We start from the raw sequence: 20,311 nt of genomic DNA, 5'->3' as shown, positions 1-20,311 counted from the left end.
TCCCGTTGCGTGGTCAAACTGGGTAGCGCGTTCCGTTCCCGATCAGGCTGAAACCGCTGGCGGCATGGTTGTCGCAGCCGTTCAGTCCTCAATTGCTGCGGGTGCTGCGTTGGGAGGATTACTATTTGGTCTCAGCGGCGTAACCGGTGTTTTCATCGCCGCTGGTTGCATAATGTTTTTTGCCGCGCTGGTTATTGGACTAAAGGTCAGGGTCGCGCTGACCTGACCACTTGCCCTACAAAAAAATTTTAAATTAAGGCCAGCTGAACCAGGTGGCTGGCCTAACAAATGCAGCGAGGTTTCATACCTCTCCCGCTCAATTTATTGTCCCCAAGTCAGCGCTTAGCTGACCTTACTCGTGCGTCCCCTTTGTGCCAGGAGCGAACGTGATGGCTCTTGCTGAGGAGTTAATAGATAAGGCTGTGTAGAGAAAAAGCAATGAGCATCATCCCGCCGACAATGTTGACGTATTTTTTCAGCATTAATGGGTTAGTTTTTTGGGCTGAGAATATGAGCGTTTGAGTGATTGCAAAAAGCCAGATGCTCATAACCACTATATGAACTGATGCCAGTATAAGGTAGTTGCAAACGCCACCCTTCGCGCCTGCGAACTGTGAAACGACTGTCAGATAAAAAAAGATGGCTTTAGGGTTCAAAACATTAGCCAGCCAAGCCTCTTTTAAAGTCACGGAATGCTTTGCACCAATAAGCCCACCTGAATTTACCGTTATCCCACTCCGGATAAGCATCGCGCCTAACCAAAGCAGATAGACAGTTCCAGTTACTTTAAGCACAGCAAACGCTGCTGGCGACGAGATGAGCACTGCCGTGATACCAAGCCCTATAAAAAATGCATGGGTATATATACCCAGAGCTGTTCCGGTGAGGGTTCTTAATAAACCTTTGTTACCTCCTGTCAGAGCACTGTTCATAACGAGAGTAAAGCTCGCTCCGGGGGACAGTGCAACAGGGAGTAATGCTGGCAAAAAGCCAAAAATGTTCATATCCATAGATTCTGGATAGTAATTGGCACTTTCTGAAATTGCCAGGGCAAGCGTTTCGCATATAGGTTATGTTCAGCCAGGCAGAAACAGGGAATCGTCATGAATCAAAAGTCTGCTCCTCGCTCACAGCGGACCTTCAGGTCTGTCAGATAACCGCTTCGTACCAACAGCGGACGTTGGTGATTTATTTTTATGCACTGCTGAAAAAAGTACCCCCAGCCCGGCACATTCAATCCTTACTGGCTTCGTGATTGACAAGACGCGCACGGCAGACATCCAGAATTTCATCAGCCAGAGCGGAATTATCCGGGCAGGCACGAGACAACACCAGTGCACCCACAAGATGGGCGATGGTATCTATCAGGTCAGCGCGTGTGCCATTTTCAGTTCCTAAAACGGCGAGTTGGCGTTCAATTCCGACGGCAAATGTCGCCTTAATTGACTCAGACTGACGGGATGTATCGGTGCCCAGTGCTGACATCACGCACCCTTTCCCCATATCATCGCGATGTTGTCGGGAGAGGTAGTATTCAATAAATTTGTCCCGGTCCACACCTGCCGTGATTTCTGCAGAACGCGTAAATCCGCAGCTCATCGCTTCTGACATTAGGTCTGCCTTGGAACCAAAGTGCTTGTAAAACCCGCCATGAGTTAAGCCTGCCGCTGACATCAGTTCCGCCACGCCCACGCCATCGTAACCGCGCTCACGAAAAAGTTCTGAGGCCGTTTCAACAATCCGTGTCCGGTTTTCCCGAACCTGCTCTTTCGACACTTTCATGCTTTCCTGCCCCTCTTAAAAATAGAGTTTAAGTATACATTGATGATGACCGTAATCAAACGGGTTGACTTTATAGATTATGATCATCATCATTATATTGACACCTTGAACCACCACTAAAGGGCGAATAAGCATGACGAATCAGACATTATTTCAACCCTATGAACTTGGCTCACTAACACTGGCCAACCACATCGTGATGGCACCGCTGACACGTAACCGGGCCGGAGCGGGGCTGGTACCGGGCGAACTGGCGGCGACCTACTACGCCCAGCGTGCCACAGCAGGATTGCTGATCACTGAAGCCACGCAGATCTCAGCACAGGCGCAGGGCTATCAGGATACGCCGGGGATTTACACGCAGGCTCAGATTGATGGCTGGCGCAAAGTGACTGACGCGGTGCATGCCAAAGGCGGGCGCATATTTGTACAGCTATGGCACGTAGGACGAATTTCGCATGTTGATTTACAGCCGGGTGGCGCTGCACCGGTCGCGCCGTCTGCCATTCGCGCCAAGACGAAAACCTTTGTGAACAATGGCTTCGCTGATGTTTCTGAGCCACGTGCGCTGGAGTTGCAGGAAATACCGGGGATTATTGACGATTTCAGAAAGGCATCGGCCAATGCCATTGCCGCCGGATTTGACGGCGTAGAGATCCACGGCGCGAATGGTTATCTGCTGGAACAGTTCCTCAAAGATGGTGCAAATCAGCGTACTGATGAATACGGCGGCTCTGTCGAGAATCGTGCGCGGCTGCTGCTGGAAGTCACGACGGCTGTAAAAAATGAGATTGGCGCAGAACGCACCGGCGTACGCCTTTCACCGGTGTCACCTGCTAATGCGATTTCATGCAGTGATCCGCAGCCACAATATGACTACGTCGCTGAACAACTCGATGCATTGGGCATCGTGTACCTCCATGTGGTTGAAGGTGCGACGGGCGGACCGCGTGATGTATCCCCGTTCGATTACGACTCCCTGCGCCGACGTTTTAAAAACACCTACATCGGCAACAATGGCTATGACCTGGAACTGGCGTCCGCTCAGCTTGCGCAGGGTAAAGCCAATCTGTTCGCGTTTGGTCGCCCGTTCATCTCCAATCCGGATTTGGTCGAAAGGCTGAAGACGGGCGCACCTCTGGCCTCAATCAATCCTGAAACACTTTATGGCGGTGGCGCAGCGGGATATACCGATTACCCGTCGCTGACTGAGACCAGTAAGTAAAGCACCGGTGTCACGGTTCTTCATACATCGCACATGGCGAATTCTGTTTACACTTTAATAAAGAAGATCAACTTATGACTAAAGCTTCAGTTCTCATTACAGGCGCATCCACGGGTATTGGTGCGGTTTACGCTGAACGGTTCGCCCGCCGGGGCCACGACCTGGTATTGGTTGCGCGCGACAAAGCGAAGTTAGAAATACTGGCCGATCGTCTGCGACAGGAAAATGGCATTTCTGTCGATGTTTTGCCTGCTGACCTTACGCAAACGAGCGATTTAGCTGTGGTCGAAGCTCGCCTGCGTGAGGACACACGGATTGGCATTCTTATCAATAATGCGGGTATCGCGCAGTCCGGCAGTTTTACAGAGCAGACACCTGATTCAATAGAAAGCCTTATCGCGCTTAACATCACCGCCCTGACAAGACTGGCCAGTGCCGTGACTCCACGCTTTGTGCAAGCGGGCGAGGGATCGATCGTCAACATCAGTTCCATCGTCGGCCTCGCCCCAGAATTTGCCATGACGGTTTACGGCGCCACCAAAGCCTTCGTGCTTTTCCTGTCTCAGGGAATGAATGTCGAGCTGTCATCTAAAGGCATTTATATCCAGGCGGTGCTCCCTGCCGGCACTTACACGGAAATCTGGGACCGTGCGGGTATCGACATCACTAACTCGGCAAAATTCATGGAAGTGGGCGAATTAGTGGATGCCGCACTGGTAGGTTTTGACCGCCGTGAACGGGTCACCATTCCGCCTTTACATAATGCTGCCCGCTGGGACACCCTCGATGCTTCGCGTCAGGCTCTGCTTTCAGACGTCAAACAAGACGAAGCCGCAGAGCGATATAAAGCATTGTAATCAATGAGGTGTACTGTGCAGAACGGTCTTCCGACTATTCTGCACAGCGGTAAATCCGACATAAATCCCTTACAGCCTGTCGTCTCATCAGCGATGAGAAACCTGAAACATCTCAATAAGGCCTTATTCAGCATGGCCAAAAAACGTGTTGCACTGGTTACCGGCGCGTCCTCGGGTATCGGCGAAGCGTCTGGTCATAAACTTTTAGCCACAGGATTTACGGTATATGGTACGAGCCGGCGTGGCGCTCAGGCGGGAAAGCATCCATTTCCTTTACTGGCGCTGGATGTGACGGACGACGCTTCTGTCGAGGCCGCAATTGAGGAGTTGTTGCGTCTGGAGGGGCAAATCGATGTTCTGGTTAATAATGCGGGCTTTGGGGTTGCTCCCGCGGCGGTGGAAGAGAGTTCTGTTGAACAGGCCAAACACATTTTCGACACCAACTTTCTGGGCATCGTCAGGTTGAGCCGGGCAGTGATCCCTCATATGCGCCGTCAGGGCAGCGGGCGCATCATCAATATCGGTTCGATACTCGGCATTGTTCCGTTGCCGTATGTGGCACTTTATGCTGCCAGTAAGCATGCGGTCGAAGGGTATACCGGAGCACTGGATCATGAACTGCGCACACAGGGCATCAGAGTGTCTGTCATCGAACCTGCCTACATGAAAACACAGTTTGAAGCCAATAATATCGAGGCGGATGCAAAGCTTCAGGAGTATGACCAGATCCGGGCCAAGCTGACGAAAGTGGTGAGCAAAGCAATGGCTGAGGCGGAAAGTCCGGATATGGTGGCTGACGTGGTGGTTAAAGCGGCTCAGACCTTACGCCCGAAGGTGCGCTACACGGCGGAAAGGCTGGCAGGTCAATTGAATTTTATTCTCAGATTCGCCCCTGCGTCATTCCTGGATAAGGTGGTGCGCAAAAGTCTTCAGCTTGATGCGAAAAAATAAATGAAGAATAAGACGATGAAAGCACTTACGTTTAAACGCTATGGTAAATCCCCTGAGCTGGGATTCGATAACATCGATTGCCCTTCCCCCGCTGATAATGAAATCCTGGTAAAAGTTTTCGCTGTGGGTCTGAACCCGATTGATAACATGGTCCCAACCGGAATATTCAAACCGGTTTTGCATTTTAAACTCCCCGCCACTTTGGGAAGCGACTTAGCCGGGGTTGTCATCGCCGTGGGGAGTCGCGTGACGCGTTTCAAGCCAGGTGACGAAATTTTCGCCAGCACTTTCGACACGGGAATAGGTTCTCTTGCGGAGTTTGCAGTGGTGCCAGAGCGCGCAGCAGCCTTAAAACCCACGAACCTGGATTTCGTGCAGGCGGCTTCGCTCCCGATGGTGAGCCTCACATGCTGGCAGGCGCTGACAGAGCGAGCCGGGTTGCAGCCTGGTCAGAAGGTATTCATCCCGGCAGGTTCCGGGGGGATTGGCAGCTTTGCCATCCAACTGGCGAAGCACCTTGGCGCACAGGTGGCCACGACAACCAGTACAGACAACGTCGGGTGGGTGAGTCATCTTGGCGCAGACGAAGTGGTTGATTATAAAAAGCAAGAATTTGAAAACGAGCTGAGCGGCTACGATGTGGTTCTCGGCACTATCAGAGGCGATTCAATTGAAAAATCCACCCAAATTCTCAAGCCGGGTGGAAAGATTGTTTCTCTCATCGGTCCATTAGATGTTGCGTTCGCCCGGTCGCGGAGACTAAACGTCCTGCTGCGTTTAGTTTTCGGGCTGATGAGCCGCAAGATCATGCGTCTTACGAAAAAACGGGGCTTGGGCTATTCATTTCTTTTTGTCCGTCCTGATGGCGATCAGCTCACCCAAATCGGCAAACTCATTGAGGCGGAACAAATCAGGCCGGTGATCGACAAGGTATTCCCTTTTATAGAAGCAAAGGAAGCTCTTGCCTATTTGGGTCAGGGACACGCGAAGGGCAAAGTAGTGGTTATGATGCAGGAGTCATAACAAATGAAATTTGAATCTGATTAAAAGAATTTTCTCGTGCTAAGATAAAAATGTTACCTTCTCTGCTTAACGAACATATGTCTTCAGAAAGTAAAGGCGCCCACAAGCAATTTGGCCACCTTTATTCAACACTAGCACTCAATGAAAATATGGTGTAATAACAGAGACTATTAGGCTAATAGCACAAACCATAAACACACTACCACCAGTCTTATTTAGATATGAAAAGGCTTTACCCGTAGCCATTTTTTTGTTCACTGAACTAGCCGAAGCACCATATATGAAGTGGATAATAATCACCAACACACAAAAAATCATAGAAAGAATACAGAACTGGCTGATAAAATGCTTTTCAGCGTTTATAAACTGAGGAAATGAAGCGTTTAAAAAACACACTGCTTACGGGGCTTTTGAATTCCGCTAACATATAAATCACCACCTAAACCAATCAATTCAGTTAAATTAACCAAATTGATCATAAATCAACCTAAATTAAACTCAATCATAAAATATGTATATCTTTTTCCGAACATAGCTCTGTGACTATTTTACGACAATGTTCCACTATGTCATTATTAATACGAAAATAGAAATTCAGTAAAACCAATCAGTGAGAAAGAAGAGTTAGTTATGAAAAGAATAGAGTTATTAACAATGTTTATCTTTATTTTTTAAACCACCCATCAAAATACTTATGATGGATTGAATTTAAGTCTGTACAGACCATCGGGATAAAATAGAACCAAATCAATTAATCATCTAAATCCATCTAACCAGACAGCTGTGATCCTGCCATCAGGTTAAAGTCACATCCATTAACGGTGAGTCAAGGTTTACCAGCATCGCTGATTTATTCACTTTAGTTGCGAGGCCAGCTCGATAGCAAAGAGAAGAGTCCTACACATCAATATGTGAGGAAACTTATTCACAAAAGCAAAGAACTTTTTATCAACATTGCAAATTGAATAATCAGGTCTTTAGTCCCCCCCCAGCCCTGCCCTAAACGTGAAGTAACATCCGCTCCTCGCCTAAAGCAGACCCTATCTCGCGAGTAAGTCTGCGGTGATCAAAAGGCGTTAGCGTTAAAGCGCAGCACAATTATTAAATCCCTGCATTTGAAGAGTGCGTGGTTTTTAGCCGCTCTCTAAAGCTGCCTGGGGACATACCCATCACTGTAGTGAAGGCGCGTCTGAAAGCCGTTTCGTCGCCATATCCGCAGGCATTTGCGATCTGAGAAATGGTTTTACCCGGACTTTCCAGAAGGAGCGTCGCCGTTTCGATACGAACCCGGGTAATAAAGCTTTTAGGGCTTTCCTGCAGGAGTGATTTCATTTTACGGTTCAGCGTTCGGGTCGTCATATTCAGCGCTTCAGCGAGCTGCTCTACCGTCATTGCCGGATTCCGATAACGTATAAGATTTTCAGCTTTGGTTAGCAGCGGATGGGTTGCGTTAAGAAAGCCGGCGGGCGCATAAATTTGCTGAGATAAAGGCTGACTGTCTGCAACGGCCATATCCGCGGTCAGTTTTGCCAGCTGATCACCTAAATGTCGGCGCACGAGGTGTATCACGAGATCGACCCACGAAAGTGGTCCGCCCGTGGTTATCACATTGTCCTGTTCGGCCAGAGCCTTTCCCCATACCGGCTTAGCCAGCGGATAACGCTCCGTAAAAGTAGGGTATAACCACCATGTTGTTGTGCAGATCCGCCCATTGAGTAAACCCGCTTCTCCCAGTACAAATCCCCCCGCGCAGGCACCGGCAATACAGCTTCCCTTTGAATGGCTAATGCGCAGCCAACTGGCCGCGTTGCACATTGCTGCTCTATCTGCTGGATACCTTTGCTCATCGAGTTGCATGCCGCTGGCAATAATAAGTTCAAAGTTCTCCGTGTCACTGAATGCACCATCACTCTCAATGAATCTGCCCTGGACGTCCCTGACCGGCTGACCATCAGAGGTAATAATACTGACGTCAAAAAAAGGCGTACTCCGGGAGACTTCACTGTTTACTGACGGGTTTTGCATGATGACCTGATTGGCCAGCCAGAACATATCGGCCAGACCGGCAATCGCCGATCGCATGCTACCCGGGAGCGCCAGCAACGCAACACGCATATTTTTTTCCCGTTCATCTGAATGTCTGATTTCGCATGATACCTGTCTTTAAAGACACTTCATACGGGGCTGCCAGGGTGATTACACTGTCTGAAATCAGAGCAGCCCCCATAAGGAGAAATGCGGATGAATAATTTACTGTCGGGCGCCATGCGAAAAGGCGCACTCATCCTGAGCCTGCTGCTCGCACACTCTTCACTGCTTATGGCTCAGGATAAAGGCGTCAATAATATCGTACTGGTACACGGTGCTTTTACGGACGGCTCAAGCTGGTCTGCTGTCATATCCCGGCTGAAGGCCCGGGGCTATCACGTCACGGCTGTGCAGACCCCCCTGACTTCTTTGCGTGAAGATGTCGCAGCGACTGAACGCGTACTCGCCCGTCAGGAAGGTAACGTGTTGCTCGTTGGTCATTCCTGGGCCGGTGCAGTGATCACTCAGGCAGGCAATGCTGCGAACGTTAAGGGGCTGGTTTATCTGTCAGCACTGGTTCCTGACAACTATCAATCTGTATCGAAAGCCCTGGCACAATTTCATGCACCTATGAACGGTATGGCACCTGATAAACACGGCTTTGTCTGGCTTGATGATCCGGCTTTGTTTCATCGGGTTATGGCGAACGACATCAGCGCTGAACAGAGTCAGCTCCTCGCTGCCGTGCAGCAGCCTATAGCGGCGGCAGCTTTTATCGAAAAGGTAGAGACAGCAGCCTGGCGCAGTAAACCCGCATGGTATCTGATTACAGAAAACGACAACGCTCTCAACTCATCAGTACAGGCCAGTTTTGCCCGTGAAATCGGCGCTCACATCTCGCGGATTCACTCAGGCCATCTTTCCATGGTTTCACATCCCGAAGAGGTCGCTGCGTTCATTGCCAGGGCGGCTCGCACTACTCACTGATCTTTACACCACAGGACAATACGCTATGAAAATTCTTCATCTCGATTCCAGTATTAATCTTGAATTTTCAGTCACCCGTCAGCTGTCGGCTGAAATAGTAAAGACGCTGATGGCTTCAGATCAAAAGCATCAGCTGGTCTACAGGGACCTCGTTAAGGATGAAATCGGGCATCTTAGCGGAGGCATTGCCGCAGGGTTCAGGCCCGTTGCAGTGAGCCCAGCCACGACAACTGAGCTGGAGTCCGAGCGACATTTATCAGACGCACTGGTCAACGAGTTTCTGGACAGCGAAGTGATCGTGATTGGAGCACCCATGTACAACTTCTCCGTGCCCAGTCAGCTAAAAGCCTGGATCGACCGGATCGCCCAGCCGGGCAAGACATTCAGTTATACCCCGGCGGGACCTGTCGGGTTGGCTGGGGGGAAAAAAGTCATTATAGCCTCAGCCCGCGGCGGTTTTTATACCGGGACAGCGCTTGAGAGTATGGACTTTCAGGAGCAGTTTCTGCGTAAATTTCTGGCTTTCCTGGGCATAACGGATGTGGAGTGTGTCCGGGTAGAAGGTGTGTCAAAAGGGGAAGAAGTAAAAAGCAGAGAAATGTCCCGCGCTTTGTCCTTAATTCCTCAGACCATTGTGGCGCGTTCTGCCACCAAGGAATAAATCATGCTGCACGCCGTAACGTTGACTTACCTGGCAGAAGCCGATGCGATTTCTGCTCATCTGGACGCTCATAAGAAATGGCTGGTCAGGGGGTTTACTGAAGGAAAAGTCATTTTCGCAGGCCCGCTCAATAGTGGTGCTGGAGGTTATATACTTTTTCAGGGGGATAATGTCAGAGACATTCATCACTTTCTTCAGGATGATCCTTTTGTTCTGCACAATATTGCAGATGCAGAAGTGGTGAGCATTGAGCCAGCATTATGTGCTCAGGATTTCTCTCCGCAATGGGCAGGTAAAGCACGGTTCATATGATCAGTATTCCTCTTTGTACCGCCTTAGGGCGGTTTTTGTTTTGGAGAAATGAACGCCTTGACGACGTAAACCGTTTGCGATCTCAATACCAAGCGCTGCGCTGGCTGAGCAGTAATCTGTGAGAGGGTCGCCATGAATGGCGAGCCTACGATTTGGCGGCAGCAATCAGGCCATTCAGCCAATCCTGATGGCCGTTAATCATCGGGTTAGGCTGCGCTTTTGCTAGCTCAACCGCCGGTTTGCCGTTTTGCGTTTCCTGCGTCAGGATGCGCACGCGATGATCAGGAAGATCTTCAACCAGCCACGCATGCAGAACGTCAAGACGGTCGACACTTCCCGGTTCGCCCGCCCAGCCGTGCCATGAAACGCGCGCCGGTTCACCTGCTACAGGTGCCACATATTCAGTGACCTGCGCCTCAACCGGGAAGCCGAAGGTTTCAAAGTAGAACCGTGCGCCCTGCTCCAGCTCGGGGCCTTTGTTGTCATAAAAGCGCGCGTTGGCGGAGTTCTGATAGTAGCTCGGCCACAATGCTGGCGTGTTAAGCAGCGGCCAGATATCGGCGGTTGTCAGGCCAGCGACGATCACTTCATTCGAGCAATAGTTATCCGTAAAGCCCGGCACAAAACCTTCGGGCCAGTTAATCGCGTTCATTTTCATCGAGTCAATCTCAGAGTTAAAAGTAGGTTACTAAAGGACAGTCGCAGTATCCAGCTGGCAGAGACATAAGGCCAATCGCCATTTTTTATTTGTGATATCACTTACTGTGATATCTGCATCACGCTATGCTTGCTGCATCCCCGTTGAAGATGAAAACCATGAAAACCGATCTCCGCACCTTAGATCTCAACTTACTGAAAGCTCTTGATGCGCTACTCGATGAGCGCAGCGTGACGCGAGCGGCGGAGCGTTTATCGCTGACGCAGCCGGCGGTCAGCGGCATGTTGACGCGGTTACGTGAATGCTTTGACGATCCGCTGTTCACCCGCACCCAGCGCGGCATTGTGCCGACGCTGCGCGCGCTGGAACTGGCGGTGCCGGTGAAGAGTATTCTGACGGAAGTGAGTGCGCTGCTGCAGCCGAAACAATTTGATTCGGCCACCGCTGAGATGACCATCAATATTGCCGCCACCGATTACGCATTGCGCGCGGTGATCGTGCCGTTTATGGCGGCGTTGCGTCAGCAGGCGCCGGGGATTCGCGTGGCGGTATTGCCAGTGAACAATGAGCAGCTGGCGTTACAGTTCGAACGCGGATCGGTAGATATCGCCTTAATCACGCCCGATACCGCGCCGCCTGAACTGCATGCTCGCGCGTTGTACACGGAAGAGTATGTTTGTCTGATGCGCGACGATCATCCGCTCGCCCACCTTGAAAATCTCACGCTCGACGACTTCTGCGCGCAGGATCACGCGCTGGTGTCTTATCTTGGCGGGAATTTCCATGGCGCCACCGATGCCGCGTTGAACGCGATGGGACGCTCGCGCCGCGTCACGCTTTCGGTGTGCAGTTTTCTGGTGCTGCCGGAGATTTTGCGCGTTAGCGATTTGATCAGCGTGGTGCCGCGTCGTCTGGCGCGGCACCACGCGGGATTGAAAGTCTTCGCGCCGCCGCTGGAGATTCAGGGCTTCACTAAAACCGTAGCATGGCACGAAAGAACGCACCGCGATGCCGGGCATAGCTGGTTGCGCGACTTGCTATTCGCCACGGCAATTTAGGTCAAAACTTCAGCTGCGCCCGCGCGGTATACAGACGCCGATAGGCTAAATAGGCGGCTATGATGGTGGATAAACTCGCCGTGCCAATCAGCATAAAGGTCACCATAATCTGGTACTTAATCGCTTTCACCGGATCGATACCGGCAAAAATCAGCCCTGACATCATGCCCGGCAAGCTCACCAATCCCACGGTTTTGGCGCCATCAACGGTGGGAATCATTGCCGCGCGGATGCTGTCGCGAATAAAGCGCGCCGACGCCATTTTTACCGGTGCGCCCAAACTCAGCATCTCCTGAATTTTTTGCCGGTTATCGCTGAAGCGTTGGTTGAGATTGCTGAAACAGAGCCCCACCGCCACCATCGCGTTGCCGGCGATCATCCCGGAGATCGGGATCACCTGCATCGGGATAAACTCGATGGCACCGCTTAGCAGCAAAATGGTCAACGTCAGCGTGGTGCCGGTGGTAATCGCCATAAACGAGATAACGAAACCGTTGCTGATATTAAGGCTGCGCTTGCGCGCGTTGAGCGCCGCATTGACGCAGATAAACAGCACCATCAGCACGGTGAGCCAGTCATTGTTCAGGTCAAAGATCGACTTGAGCACATAGCCAACGATCACCAGCTGGATAATGGCGCGACACACGCTCCAGATAATGTCTTTGCTCATGCCAAGCTTCTCTTTCTGGCTGATCAGCAGCGCAATCACCACCAGCAGCAGCGAGAGTAATAGCGAGCTGTCGGTAATATTATGCTGGCTCATTGGTTGTTCCCTGCTCTGGTGCCTCAAGTTTCAGCACCTGTTGTGCCTCGCGGATCTCTTGCCCATCGTGGCTGATGCCGATCACGGCGAGATGCTTCTCGCGCACCAGCGCATCAATCAATTCGTTGATGATCACTTTATTCTCTTCATCTAATGCGCTGGTGACTTCATCCAGCAGCAGCACCTGCGGCAGAAATTGCAGGTTGCGCAGCAAGCCTACGCGCTGCTTCTCGCCGCCCGACAGCTGCTCGATTTTTTTATCGAGCATGTCAGCAGCCAAATGCACATCGGCAAGTGACGCGACTAGCTTGTCGCGCGACGGTTTCTGCTCGCGGATGTGCCACGGCAGCGCCAGGTTGTCGTACACCGTGTCGCCGAACAGTTGCGGCGTCTGGAAACAATAGGAAACCTGTTGCCGATAATGTTCGGTTTTCAAGCTGGCAATATTCTGGTTCTTAAACAGGATCTGCCCGCCGCTCGGTTCAAGAAGCGAGGCGAGAATCTTCAGCAAGGTGCTTTTACCGCTGCCCGAAGGACCGGTCAGCAACAGCCTTTCTCCTGCGTTGAGTTGCAGTGAAACGGGCGCCAGCAACGTACGCCCCTGCAGCGAAAAGGTTACGCCCTGCACATCCAGCAAGGGATAATCGGTGGTCATAATGTGTGCCCCTAATAAATACCGGCCAAAGTATAAGGCCGCAAAACTCATTCCGAAAAGGTAAATGAGGTTGCAGCAAAAATAAGACGTAGGTTGTCATTAATTCTTCTCGCGCTAAGGTTCGCTTAATCTTCAGCAATGAAAATATCCTCAACTAAAGAGGAGATTTTTAATGCAATCGATACAAACCCGACCATTCAGTGAATACCTGGCTGTCGCTGTCAGCGTGTTCGCCGTAGTCAGTTTTCTTGCCGTCTGGTTCTAAACTAAGGTTCACTTAACCTTCACTGCTTAAGCTGGTGCCATCTTCACTATGACGGATGGACCAATGACGTTTTCGCTACGCAAAAGACCGACGTTAAGTCGGCTCTCTTTTATTTCGCTTGTTTCTATTTATATCGCGGTCTTTTTGAACATTGCGTTTTATCGACAAGTGCTTGCTGCCATGCCACTCGATAGCGTGCGCACCATTTTGGTATTCGCTTCAATGCCGTTAGTAGCATTCAGCGTAATCAATATTATTGCCACATTGGCCTCCTTTTTGTGGCTCGACCGCGTAATTCTTGCGCTCTTCATTTTAGTTTCCGCCGCTGCGCAATATTTTATCTGGACCTTTGGTATTGTTATTGATCGCTCGATGATCGTGAATATTATCGATACCACACCGTCTGAATCCTTTGCTCTATTATCACCCAAGTTGATTATTACGCTGGGTGGTAGCGGGCTGCTGGCTGCCCTGTTAGTTTTCTGGATTCGCGTTAAAAACAGCAAACCTGTCTGGAAAAGCATCGCCAAACGAGCAGCTTCCATTGTCGCGTCGGTAATCTGCATCGCCTTAGTCGCGACGTTTTTTTATAAAGATTACGCCTCGCTGTTTCGTAACCAAAAAGAGCTGATTAAATCGCTCAGCCCTTCAAACTCGATCGTGGCAACACTTTCCTGGTATAACCACAGCCGCACCGCCAATTTACCGCTGGTGCAAATTGGTTTAGATGCTAAACAGAAGCCGGAGATGCTGGCGGGTCCAAAGCGTAACCTGACCATTTTGGTGGTGGGTGAAACCACGCGTGCGGTGAATTTCCAGTTGAATGGTTATGGACGCGAAAACACACCGTTGCTGGCGAAAGATGATGTCACCTACTTCCCGAATACGCAGTCTTGCGGCACAGCCACGGCGGTCTCATTACCTTGTATGTTCTCAAATATGCCGCGCGCGCATTATGACGATCAGCTTGCCAGCCATCAGGAAGGGATGCTCGATATTATCCAGCGTGCCGGTGTGCAGGTTCTCTGGAATGACAATGATGGCGGCTGTAAAGGTGCCTGCGATCGCGTCCCGCATCAGGATATGAGCAGTCTGAATCTGGCAAATATGTGCCATGACGGAGAGTGTTATGACGACGTTTTATTCCACGGTATTGAGGACTACATTAAAAACCTGAAAGGCAATGGTGTTATCGTGTTGCACACCATTGGTAGCCACGGCCCAACCTATTACAATCGTTATCCTGCGCAGTTTAAAAAATTCACTCCAACGTGCGATACCAGCCAAATTCAGGATTGTTCGCAAGAACAGCTGGTCAATACTTACGACAATACCATTCTGTATATTGATTACATCGTCAATAAAGCGATTAATGTGCTGAAAGCGCATCAGGATGAATATACCACCAGCCTGGTTTATTTATCGGATCACGGTGAGTCGTTAGGCGAAAATGGCGCTTATCTGCACGGTATGCCGTATGCGATTGCGCCGGATGTGCAGAAACATGTGCCAATGCTGATTTGGTTATCTCCAGATTATCAACAGCGCTATGGCGTGAGTAAAAGCTGTCTTGATGAAGGAGCGGCGCATCAGGGATATTCGCAGGACAATCTGTTCTCCACCATGCTGGGATTAACGGGGATTCAAACCACTGAATATCAGGCTGCGGACGATATTTTGGCCGCTTGCCGGAGAACGTAGGATTAGATGTTAAAAGGTCGCCATTCATGGCGACCAACATCACGCTGCCACGCGGTCCGCGCCCAACAAGTCCAGTATCCGGCTGCGCAGCGCCACCAGCTTTGGGTCATCGCGGCGGCGCGGCCATGGTAGATTAACCTCGATTACGTCCACCACTTTTGCTGGTCTTGGGCTGAACACCACCACGCGATTTGCCATCACCAGCGCTTCTTCCACGTCGTGCGTCACCATCAGCGTGGTGAACTGCTGCTCCTGCCACAGATCGACAATTTCCTGCTGCATACGCAACCGCGTCAGTGAGTCGAGCTTGCCGAGCGGTTCATCCAGAATCAATAAACGCGGCACATTGACCAGCGCACGGGCCAGTGCCGCACGCTGCGCCATGCCGCCGGAGAGCTGATGCGGCCAGGCGCGGGCAAACTGCCTGAGGCCGACGCGATCCAGCATCGCGTTAATCCGCTGTTCGCGCAGCGTTCGGCTCTCTCCGCGAATCTGCAAGCCGAGGCCAACGTTGTCATAGACAGTGCGCCACGGATAAAGCGTGGGATCCTGAAACACCACCACGCGCGACGGATCCGGCGCAGTAATCGCTTTGCCCTCTTCCGCCAGTAACCCGCTGGCGGGCGGTTCGAGTCCGGCCAGCAAACGCAGCAGCGTCGATTTGCCGCAGCCGGATGGTCCCAGCAGCGCAACAAATTCACCGGCCTCTACCTGCAAATTAATATTCTCCAGCACCGGTAAATCTTCGCCTTCTAAGGTGAAGTGATGATTAACTTTCTCAATCGCAATATTAACGCCCGCCGAGGTTAAGGCCATATTTTCGCTCCTGCTTGATATGCTAAGAAATAAAGCATAAGGCGCGTCTTTCCCACGACGAAATAGCCATTCCGGCAAACCTATCCGCAAATATTCATAATGAAAAACTGCATGATGTCATGCGGGATTGTTATTTGGTCGCGCTAATTGCCTTTGCCATAGTGCCTGTGAACTTTATCTACAAGGAAGACAGGATGGCATTTCAACAATTCTCTCTGAGCCGCCGCGCGTTATTACGCGGGCTGGGTCTCTTTAGTGCCGGCGTGGCGGTGAATCCGTTGCTGGGCAGCAAGGTGTTTGCCGATGATAAATCCCTCAAAACTATCAAGCTGGCCTGGGGACAAACCGCAGTATGTCAGTCACCGATTTCGGTGGCGCTAAAGCAAGGCTTCTTTAAAAAGTACGGTTTGAATGTCGAGCCCGTGAACTTCAGCGGGCCAACCGATGCGCTGTTACAGGCGATTGCCACCGGCCAGGCCGATGGCGGTATCGGCATGGCGCTGCGCTGGCTGAAGCCGCTGGAGCAGGGTTTTGATGTTGATCTCACCGTCGGCACGCACGGCGGCTGTATGCGTCTACTCGCCCCGCAGAACAGCGGCATCCGCGATGTGAAAGATCTGGTGGGTAAATCGGTGGCGGTGAGCGATCAGGCCAGCCCAATTCGCAACTTCTTCGCCATTCAGCTGGCGAAACAGGGCATCGATCCTGATAAGCAGGTCAACTGGCTGCAATATCCACCCGACCTGTTTGGCGAAGCACTGCGCAAAGGTGAAGTGCAGGCGCTGGCCACCGACGATCCGCAGGGCTGGCTGCTGAAGAAGCAGCACGATCTGGTGGAAGTGGATAACAACCTGAAAGGCGAATACGCCAGCCTCACTTGCTGCGTGCTGGGCCTGCGTGGCTCGCTGGTGCGTGACGATCCCGCCACCGCGCGCGCTATCACCCAGGCGATTGTTGATGCGCAGCAGTGGACCGCCGAACATCCGGAAGAGACGGCGAAAATCTTCCAACCCTTTGTGCCGGGCTCCGTCGCGGTGGAAGACATTGCCGCGATGCTGAAAGAGCACACTCACAGCCATCACTCCACCGGCGTGCAGCTGCGCAAAGAGGTGGCGGTGTATATCGATGAGCTGAAGAAAATCAACGTGATCCGCCCGGATACCGATGCGCAACGCTTCGCCGAGCACTATGTGCCGGAGCTGCTGCCGGCAGAATCTGCCCATCAGCACGCCAGCAACATGGCGCACATGAGCAACATGTCCAGCTAAGGAGACGATAATGGCCAGTGAAACCCTGACGATTGCCCGCAACCGTGACGTGCCGCGCCGCATTCTACCGGCGGTTTGGGGTGCGCTCCTGCTGTGGTGGGCGCTGGTAGCGCTGATGGTGGCTGTACCGGATAAGCCGCAGGGTTTTGCCGCCCCGCGCTTTGTGAATGAAACGCATGAGTTGTTCGCCGCCATCGCGCTTATTCTCAGCGGACTGGCGATTACCTCAGGTCTGTTCCCGCGATTGACGCTACTCGCGCCGCTCAAGCGCAGCGGTCCGTGGCTGATTGTGCTGGCGCTGCTGATTGGCCTGTGGGAAACCGTCACCGGCAAACTGGCGCTGCTGCCCGCGCCCTTTTTCGCCCCGCCTCGCGCGCTGGTGGAAGCCTACGCCACCGACTGGCCGCGCCTGCTGGATAGCGTGCTCAATTCGCTGCGTCTGCTGGCTTTCGGCTTTATCTACGGCAGCGTGGTCGGCTTTATTACCGGCGTGGCGATTGGCTGGTCGCGCGGCTTGGGTTACTGGGTGCATCCGATTCTGCGTTTCCTCGGACCGGTGCCTTCAACTGCGCTGCTGCCGCTGTCGCTCTACTTCTTCCCGTCGAGCTTCTCGGCGGCGGTATTCCTGATCGCGCTGGCGACCTGGTTCCCGGTGACGGTGCTGACCTGGTCGGGCGTTTCCAGCGTTGATACGCGTTATTACGATGTGGCGCGCACGCTGGGTGCCAATTCACTGTTCCTTGTGTTGCGCGTAGCGGTACCTGCAGCGCTGCCGCACCTGTTTGTCGGCCTGTTTATGGGCCTGGGCGCGTCGTTCTCGGTGCTGGTGGCAGCAGAGATGATGGGCGTGAAATCCGGGCTCGGCTGGTATTTGCAGTGGGCGCAAGGCTGGGCTGCTTACGCCAATATGTACGCCGCGCTGATTGTGATGGCGCTGCTATTCTCTTCGCTGATCTCCCTGCTGTTCCTGGTGCGCGATCGCCTGCTGTCATGGCAGCGCAGCGCGGTGAAATGGTAATTCGTAGGGTCGCCACTCATGGCGACCGCCCCCACACATGAGGTCGATTATGGCTGCAAAAATTTCTGCTTCAATCACTGAACTGATTGGCAACACGCCGCTGCTGCGCCTGTCTCGCTACGCGCAGCAGCAAGAGATTCAGGCGGATTTGGTCGCTAAACTCGAACTGTTTAATCCCAATCACAGCGTCAAAGATCGCATCGCCCTCAGCATGATTGAAGCCGCCGAACGCAACGGCATTATCCAGCCCGGCGATACGCTGGTTGAAACCACCAGCGGCAATACCGGTATTGGGTTAGCGGCGATTGCGGCGGCCAAAGGTTACAAGTTCCGCGTTTACATCAATGATTTCGTCAGCATCGAACGCAGCCAGATTATTCAGGCGTACGGCGCCGAAGTGGTGCCGTTCAGCACCATAGAAGGATTTAAGGAATTCTACGACGCCAGCAACGGCGATTTTGTCGCCGCCACTAAATGGCTGGCCGAGCAGGTTACTGCGGCGGAACCGGAAGTGCATTTTCTGCTGCAGCTGGATAATCCGGCCAATCCGGCGGTGCATGAGCGCACCACCGGGCCAGAGATCTGGCGCGACAGCGGCGGCGAGCTGGATATCTTCATCGCCGCCGTCGGCACCGGCGGCACGCTCTCCGGCAGCGGACGCTATCTCAAACAGCAGCATCCGGGTTTGCAGGTGATCGCCGTCGAGCCGGGCGTGGGTTCCCAGCCGAGCGAATTGCGTCCCGATCCGCTGGAGATCACCGGCGTACATGCGTTTAGCAACCAGACGCCGGAGCGCATTCCTGCCAATCTTGATCACCGCGTTTACGATGAGGTGATCGCGGTGGAAACCTGGCAGGCATACACGGCGGCGCGGCAGCTGGCGCTGAGCGAAGGTGTGCTGGTAGGCGATTCGTCCGGCGCGGTGTTGTGGGCGGCACAACAGGTCGCGGCGCGACCGGAGAATCGCGGCAAGCGTATTGTGGTGTTGCTGGCCGACGGCGGCAGCAGTTATTTGACCACCCAGCTGTTCGCGCATCAGGTGCCAGCGGAATCGCTGAAGCTGGCGAGCGCCGTGCAAACCTCAAGGAAAATCGCCTAATCGTGTAGGGTCGCCATTCATGGCGACCTGAATTTTCCTTCTAAACCAACACGTTGCTGGTAATCCCTTTGGCAAACAGCAGCGGATCGGTTTCCGGTCGTAACACGTTGATCGCCTTCAAATCGCGCGCATACACGTCGATCTCATTCACAAACGCATTCCCCACCGAATAGTGTCCGTGCGTATGGGTTTTCAAAACGCTGGCGATCTCCTGCGGCGTGGTGTTGAGCGCCTGGCCGTTAAACTCACTGCCAATCGCTTCCGGATGTTTGGCCGCATAGGCATGTGCCTGCAAAATTGCGTGGGTGATCGCGGCCGCCACTTCCGGCTGTTCGCGAATCAAGCTGCCGCGCGTGCCCACCACACAGCAACTCAGTTTGGCGTACTCATCCATTAAATTGGTGCCAATCTCACGGTAGCCCGGCTTCTGGGTTAAGCGCCACATCACCGGATCGGAACCGCTAGCGGCCTGAATTTCGCCCTTCTCCAGCACCATCGGCAGCAAATCCTGCGGGAACACGCGCCAGTCGACATCGGTATTGGGATCGACGCCGTGCTTTTTCAGCATCAGCGAAAAGAAGTTTTTATCCGCGCCCGCCATGTCAGTAACGCCGATGGTTTTGCCTTTCAGCTGTTCCAGCGTGGTTGGCCCGCCATCACGCGCCAACAGGCGCATACAGCCGCCGTGCGTGCCCGCAGTAAGTTTCACATCAAAGCCCTGTTCCAGCGCTTTCAGCCAACGTAGCGCCATGCCGATGGCGGCTTCGGCTTTGCCAGTGGCGATTGATTCCAGCAGCAATTCGGTTGAGTTGCCGAAGTTAACAAACTCCACTTCCAGGTTGTGCGCTTTGAAGAAGTTATGCTGATCGGCCACCACTACCGGTGCAAGACAGATGGCGTTGAGATTCACTGCCAGACGCACATGCGTCGGCTTCGCCAGCGCCCATTTTCCTGGGCCCCCTTGCAGTAAATCGCCATGCATCTGCATGCCCGCCATATGCTCTTCGGCAAACACGCGGCCTGGTAAGGTTGCCGCCATCGCCGCGGCGGCTGAATATCCCAGAAAATGCCGACGGGAAACTAAATAATTATTTGGCATTAAATAACTCCCAAAAATAAATGCAGGTGAAGTTGCTAACCCTATTTAATGGGTTGCGCAGAAACAGCCATTGCAAATTAACACT

20 protein-coding genes and 1 pseudogene are annotated in these 20,311 nt (G+C 52.6%); 13 read left to right on the top strand and 8 right to left on the bottom strand.

Features of this window, described 5'->3' with window-relative positions:
• Positions 1-226: pseudogene (locus tag PanJK_RS21955) on the top strand (MFS transporter); the annotation flags it as partial.
• Between the two features lie 181 nt (positions 227-407).
• Here PanJK_RS21955 and PanJK_RS21950 read toward each other — a convergent pair.
• Both PanJK_RS21950 and PanJK_RS21945 read right to left on the bottom strand, forming a co-directional pair.
• A complete protein-coding gene (locus PanJK_RS21950; RefSeq protein WP_265302947.1) occupies positions 408-1,010 on the bottom strand; it encodes a LysE family translocator in 603 nt (200 codons plus the stop codon).
• Positions 1,011-1,233: 223 nt separating this feature from the next.
• Complete coding sequence (locus PanJK_RS21945) at positions 1,234-1,782, bottom strand: TetR/AcrR family transcriptional regulator (RefSeq protein WP_265302945.1); 549 nt, start codon at positions 1,780-1,782, stop codon at positions 1,234-1,236.
• A gap of 133 nt (positions 1,783-1,915) precedes the next feature.
• Between PanJK_RS21945 and PanJK_RS21940 the strand changes: the two genes are divergently transcribed.
• The 4 genes from PanJK_RS21940 (at position 1,916) to PanJK_RS21925 (ending at position 5,838) form a co-directional block, all read left to right on the top strand.
• Entirely contained in the window at positions 1,916-3,007 is a 1,092-nt protein-coding gene (locus tag PanJK_RS21940) for an alkene reductase (protein ID WP_265302943.1), read from the top strand.
• Positions 3,008-3,081: 74 nt separating this feature from the next.
• A complete protein-coding gene (locus PanJK_RS21935; protein WP_265302941.1) occupies positions 3,082-3,864 on the top strand; it encodes an SDR family NAD(P)-dependent oxidoreductase in 783 nt (260 codons plus the stop codon).
• Positions 3,865-3,996: 132 nt separating this feature from the next.
• The gene (locus PanJK_RS21930) at positions 3,997-4,815 is read left to right on the top strand and encodes an oxidoreductase (protein WP_265302939.1); all 819 of its coding nucleotides are present in this window, start codon (positions 3,997-3,999) and stop codon (positions 4,813-4,815) included.
• Complete coding sequence (locus PanJK_RS21925; RefSeq protein WP_265302937.1) at positions 4,816-5,838, top strand: NADP-dependent oxidoreductase; 1,023 nt, start codon at positions 4,816-4,818, stop codon at positions 5,836-5,838.
• Positions 5,839-6,939: 1,101 nt separating this feature from the next.
• Here the strand turns inward: PanJK_RS21925 and PanJK_RS21920 are convergent.
• A complete protein-coding gene (locus tag PanJK_RS21920; protein WP_256698820.1) occupies positions 6,940-7,953 on the bottom strand; it encodes a GlxA family transcriptional regulator in 1,014 nt (337 codons plus the stop codon).
• 120 nt (positions 7,954-8,073) lie between these two features.
• Here PanJK_RS21920 and PanJK_RS21915 point away from each other — a divergent pair, with 120 nt between their 5' ends.
• The 3 genes from PanJK_RS21915 to PanJK_RS21905 are packed head-to-tail and all read left to right on the top strand — an operon-like array spanning position 8,074 to position 9,826.
• Positions 8,074-8,853: an alpha/beta hydrolase gene (locus PanJK_RS21915; protein WP_265302934.1), complete on the top strand. Its 780-nt coding sequence runs from the start codon at positions 8,074-8,076 to the stop codon at positions 8,851-8,853.
• Between the two features lie 25 nt (positions 8,854-8,878).
• Positions 8,879-9,514, top strand: coding sequence for an FMN-dependent NADH-azoreductase (locus PanJK_RS21910; protein WP_256698822.1), 636 nt, complete (start codon positions 8,879-8,881; stop codon positions 9,512-9,514).
• Between the two features lie 3 nt (positions 9,515-9,517).
• On the top strand, positions 9,518-9,826 hold the full coding sequence (locus tag PanJK_RS21905) for a YciI family protein (protein WP_256698823.1): 309 nt from the start codon (positions 9,518-9,520) through the stop codon (positions 9,824-9,826).
• Between the two features lie 145 nt (positions 9,827-9,971).
• Here the strand turns inward: PanJK_RS21905 and PanJK_RS21900 are convergent, their stop codons facing one another.
• Positions 9,972-10,478 carry an SRPBCC domain-containing protein gene (locus PanJK_RS21900; RefSeq protein WP_256699148.1) on the bottom strand — a complete coding sequence of 169 codons (507 nt, stop codon included), beginning with the start codon at positions 10,476-10,478 and terminating at the stop codon, positions 9,972-9,974.
• Positions 10,479-10,642: 164 nt separating this feature from the next.
• Here PanJK_RS21900 and PanJK_RS21895 point away from each other — a divergent pair, with 164 nt between their 5' ends.
• Complete coding sequence (locus tag PanJK_RS21895) at positions 10,643-11,542, top strand: LysR family transcriptional regulator (protein WP_265302930.1); 900 nt, start codon at positions 10,643-10,645, stop codon at positions 11,540-11,542.
• Between the two features lies 1 nt (position 11,543).
• On the opposite strand, the gene fetB is transcribed toward PanJK_RS21895, so the two are convergent.
• Both fetB and fetA read right to left on the bottom strand, forming a co-directional pair.
• The gene (gene fetB / locus PanJK_RS21890; protein WP_265302928.1) at positions 11,544-12,305 is read right to left on the bottom strand and encodes an iron efflux ABC transporter permease subunit FetB; all 762 of its coding nucleotides are present in this window, start codon (positions 12,303-12,305) and stop codon (positions 11,544-11,546) included.
• The gene (fetA, locus tag PanJK_RS21885) at positions 12,292-12,960 is read right to left on the bottom strand and encodes an iron efflux ABC transporter ATP-binding subunit FetA (protein ID WP_265302926.1); all 669 of its coding nucleotides are present in this window, start codon (positions 12,958-12,960) and stop codon (positions 12,292-12,294) included. The genes fetB and fetA overlap by 14 nt, the downstream gene beginning before the upstream one ends.
• A 328-nt stretch (positions 12,961-13,288) precedes the next feature.
• Here fetA and eptA point away from each other — a divergent pair, with 328 nt between their 5' ends.
• Positions 13,289-14,926: a phosphoethanolamine transferase EptA gene (gene eptA / locus PanJK_RS21880; protein ID WP_265302923.1), complete on the top strand. Its 1,638-nt coding sequence runs from the start codon at positions 13,289-13,291 to the stop codon at positions 14,924-14,926.
• Positions 14,927-14,965: 39 nt separating this feature from the next.
• On the opposite strand, the gene PanJK_RS21875 is transcribed toward eptA, so the two are convergent.
• Positions 14,966-15,742 carry an ABC transporter ATP-binding protein gene (locus tag PanJK_RS21875; RefSeq protein WP_265302921.1) on the bottom strand — a complete coding sequence of 259 codons (777 nt, stop codon included), beginning with the start codon at positions 15,740-15,742 and terminating at the stop codon, positions 14,966-14,968.
• 194 nt (positions 15,743-15,936) lie between these two features.
• Here PanJK_RS21875 and PanJK_RS21870 point away from each other — a divergent pair, with 194 nt between their 5' ends.
• The 3 genes from PanJK_RS21870 to PanJK_RS21860 are packed head-to-tail and all read left to right on the top strand — an operon-like array spanning position 15,937 to position 19,127.
• Complete coding sequence (locus PanJK_RS21870; RefSeq protein WP_256698829.1) at positions 15,937-17,010, top strand: ABC transporter substrate-binding protein; 1,074 nt, start codon at positions 15,937-15,939, stop codon at positions 17,008-17,010.
• Between the two features lie 10 nt (positions 17,011-17,020).
• A complete protein-coding gene (locus tag PanJK_RS21865) occupies positions 17,021-18,028 on the top strand; it encodes an ABC transporter permease (protein WP_256698830.1) in 1,008 nt (335 codons plus the stop codon).
• A gap of 49 nt (positions 18,029-18,077) precedes the next feature.
• Positions 18,078-19,127, top strand: coding sequence for a PLP-dependent cysteine synthase family protein (locus PanJK_RS21860; RefSeq protein ID WP_256698831.1), 1,050 nt, complete (start codon positions 18,078-18,080; stop codon positions 19,125-19,127).
• A 40-nt stretch (positions 19,128-19,167) separates the two neighbouring features.
• Here the strand turns inward: PanJK_RS21860 and PanJK_RS21855 are convergent, their stop codons facing one another.
• Positions 19,168-20,226 carry an ABC transporter substrate-binding protein gene (locus tag PanJK_RS21855; protein ID WP_265302917.1) on the bottom strand — a complete coding sequence of 353 codons (1,059 nt, stop codon included), beginning with the start codon at positions 20,224-20,226 and terminating at the stop codon, positions 19,168-19,170.
• Positions 20,227-20,311: the final 85 nt, after the last annotated feature.

This window comes from Pantoea sp. JK, assembly GCF_026130245.1.
GTDB lineage: Bacteria > Pseudomonadota > Gammaproteobacteria > Enterobacterales > Enterobacteriaceae > Pantoea > Pantoea trifolii.
The sequence above is the reverse complement of the archived record's forward strand: the minus strand, read 5'-3'. Positions and strand labels throughout refer to the sequence as shown.

What these genes read in the sequence shown, in the direction of transcription:
- PanJK_RS21910 (WP_256698822.1), top strand. Translation starts at nt 8,879, where the DNA reads ATGAAAATTCTTCATCTCGATTCCAGTATTAATCTTGAATTTTCAGTC.
- PanJK_RS21945 (WP_265302945.1), bottom strand. Translation starts at nt 1,782, where the DNA reads ATGAAAGTGTCGAAAGAGCAGGTTCGGGAAAACCGGACACGGATTGTT.
- fetA (WP_265302926.1), bottom strand. Translation starts at nt 12,960, where the DNA reads ATGACCACCGATTATCCCTTGCTGGATGTGCAGGGCGTAACCTTTTCG.
- PanJK_RS21930 (WP_265302939.1), top strand. Translation starts at nt 3,997, where the DNA reads ATGGCCAAAAAACGTGTTGCACTGGTTACCGGCGCGTCCTCGGGTATC.
- PanJK_RS21875 (WP_265302921.1), bottom strand. Translation starts at nt 15,742, where the DNA reads ATGGCCTTAACCTCGGCGGGCGTTAATATTGCGATTGAGAAAGTTAAT.
- PanJK_RS21940 (WP_265302943.1), top strand. Translation starts at nt 1,916, where the DNA reads ATGACGAATCAGACATTATTTCAACCCTATGAACTTGGCTCACTAACA.
- PanJK_RS21925 (WP_265302937.1), top strand. Translation starts at nt 4,816, where the DNA reads ATGAAGAATAAGACGATGAAAGCACTTACGTTTAAACGCTATGGTAAA.
- PanJK_RS21935 (WP_265302941.1), top strand. Translation starts at nt 3,082, where the DNA reads ATGACTAAAGCTTCAGTTCTCATTACAGGCGCATCCACGGGTATTGGT.
- PanJK_RS21870 (WP_256698829.1), top strand. Translation starts at nt 15,937, where the DNA reads ATGGCATTTCAACAATTCTCTCTGAGCCGCCGCGCGTTATTACGCGGG.
- PanJK_RS21900 (WP_256699148.1), bottom strand. Translation starts at nt 10,478, where the DNA reads ATGAACGCGATTAACTGGCCCGAAGGTTTTGTGCCGGGCTTTACGGAT.
- PanJK_RS21855 (WP_265302917.1), bottom strand. Translation starts at nt 20,226, where the DNA reads ATGCCAAATAATTATTTAGTTTCCCGTCGGCATTTTCTGGGATATTCA.
- eptA (WP_265302923.1), top strand. Translation starts at nt 13,289, where the DNA reads ATGACGTTTTCGCTACGCAAAAGACCGACGTTAAGTCGGCTCTCTTTT.
- PanJK_RS21865 (WP_256698830.1), top strand. Translation starts at nt 17,021, where the DNA reads ATGGCCAGTGAAACCCTGACGATTGCCCGCAACCGTGACGTGCCGCGC.
- fetB (WP_265302928.1), bottom strand. Translation starts at nt 12,305, where the DNA reads ATGAGCCAGCATAATATTACCGACAGCTCGCTATTACTCTCGCTGCTG.
- PanJK_RS21950 (WP_265302947.1), bottom strand. Translation starts at nt 1,010, where the DNA reads ATGGATATGAACATTTTTGGCTTTTTGCCAGCATTACTCCCTGTTGCA.
- PanJK_RS21920 (WP_256698820.1), bottom strand. Translation starts at nt 7,953, where the DNA reads ATGCGTGTTGCGTTGCTGGCGCTCCCGGGTAGCATGCGATCGGCGATT.
- PanJK_RS21895 (WP_265302930.1), top strand. Translation starts at nt 10,643, where the DNA reads ATGAAAACCGATCTCCGCACCTTAGATCTCAACTTACTGAAAGCTCTT.
- PanJK_RS21860 (WP_256698831.1), top strand. Translation starts at nt 18,078, where the DNA reads ATGGCTGCAAAAATTTCTGCTTCAATCACTGAACTGATTGGCAACACG.
- PanJK_RS21905 (WP_256698823.1), top strand. Translation starts at nt 9,518, where the DNA reads ATGCTGCACGCCGTAACGTTGACTTACCTGGCAGAAGCCGATGCGATT.
- PanJK_RS21915 (WP_265302934.1), top strand. Translation starts at nt 8,074, where the DNA reads ATGCGGATGAATAATTTACTGTCGGGCGCCATGCGAAAAGGCGCACTC.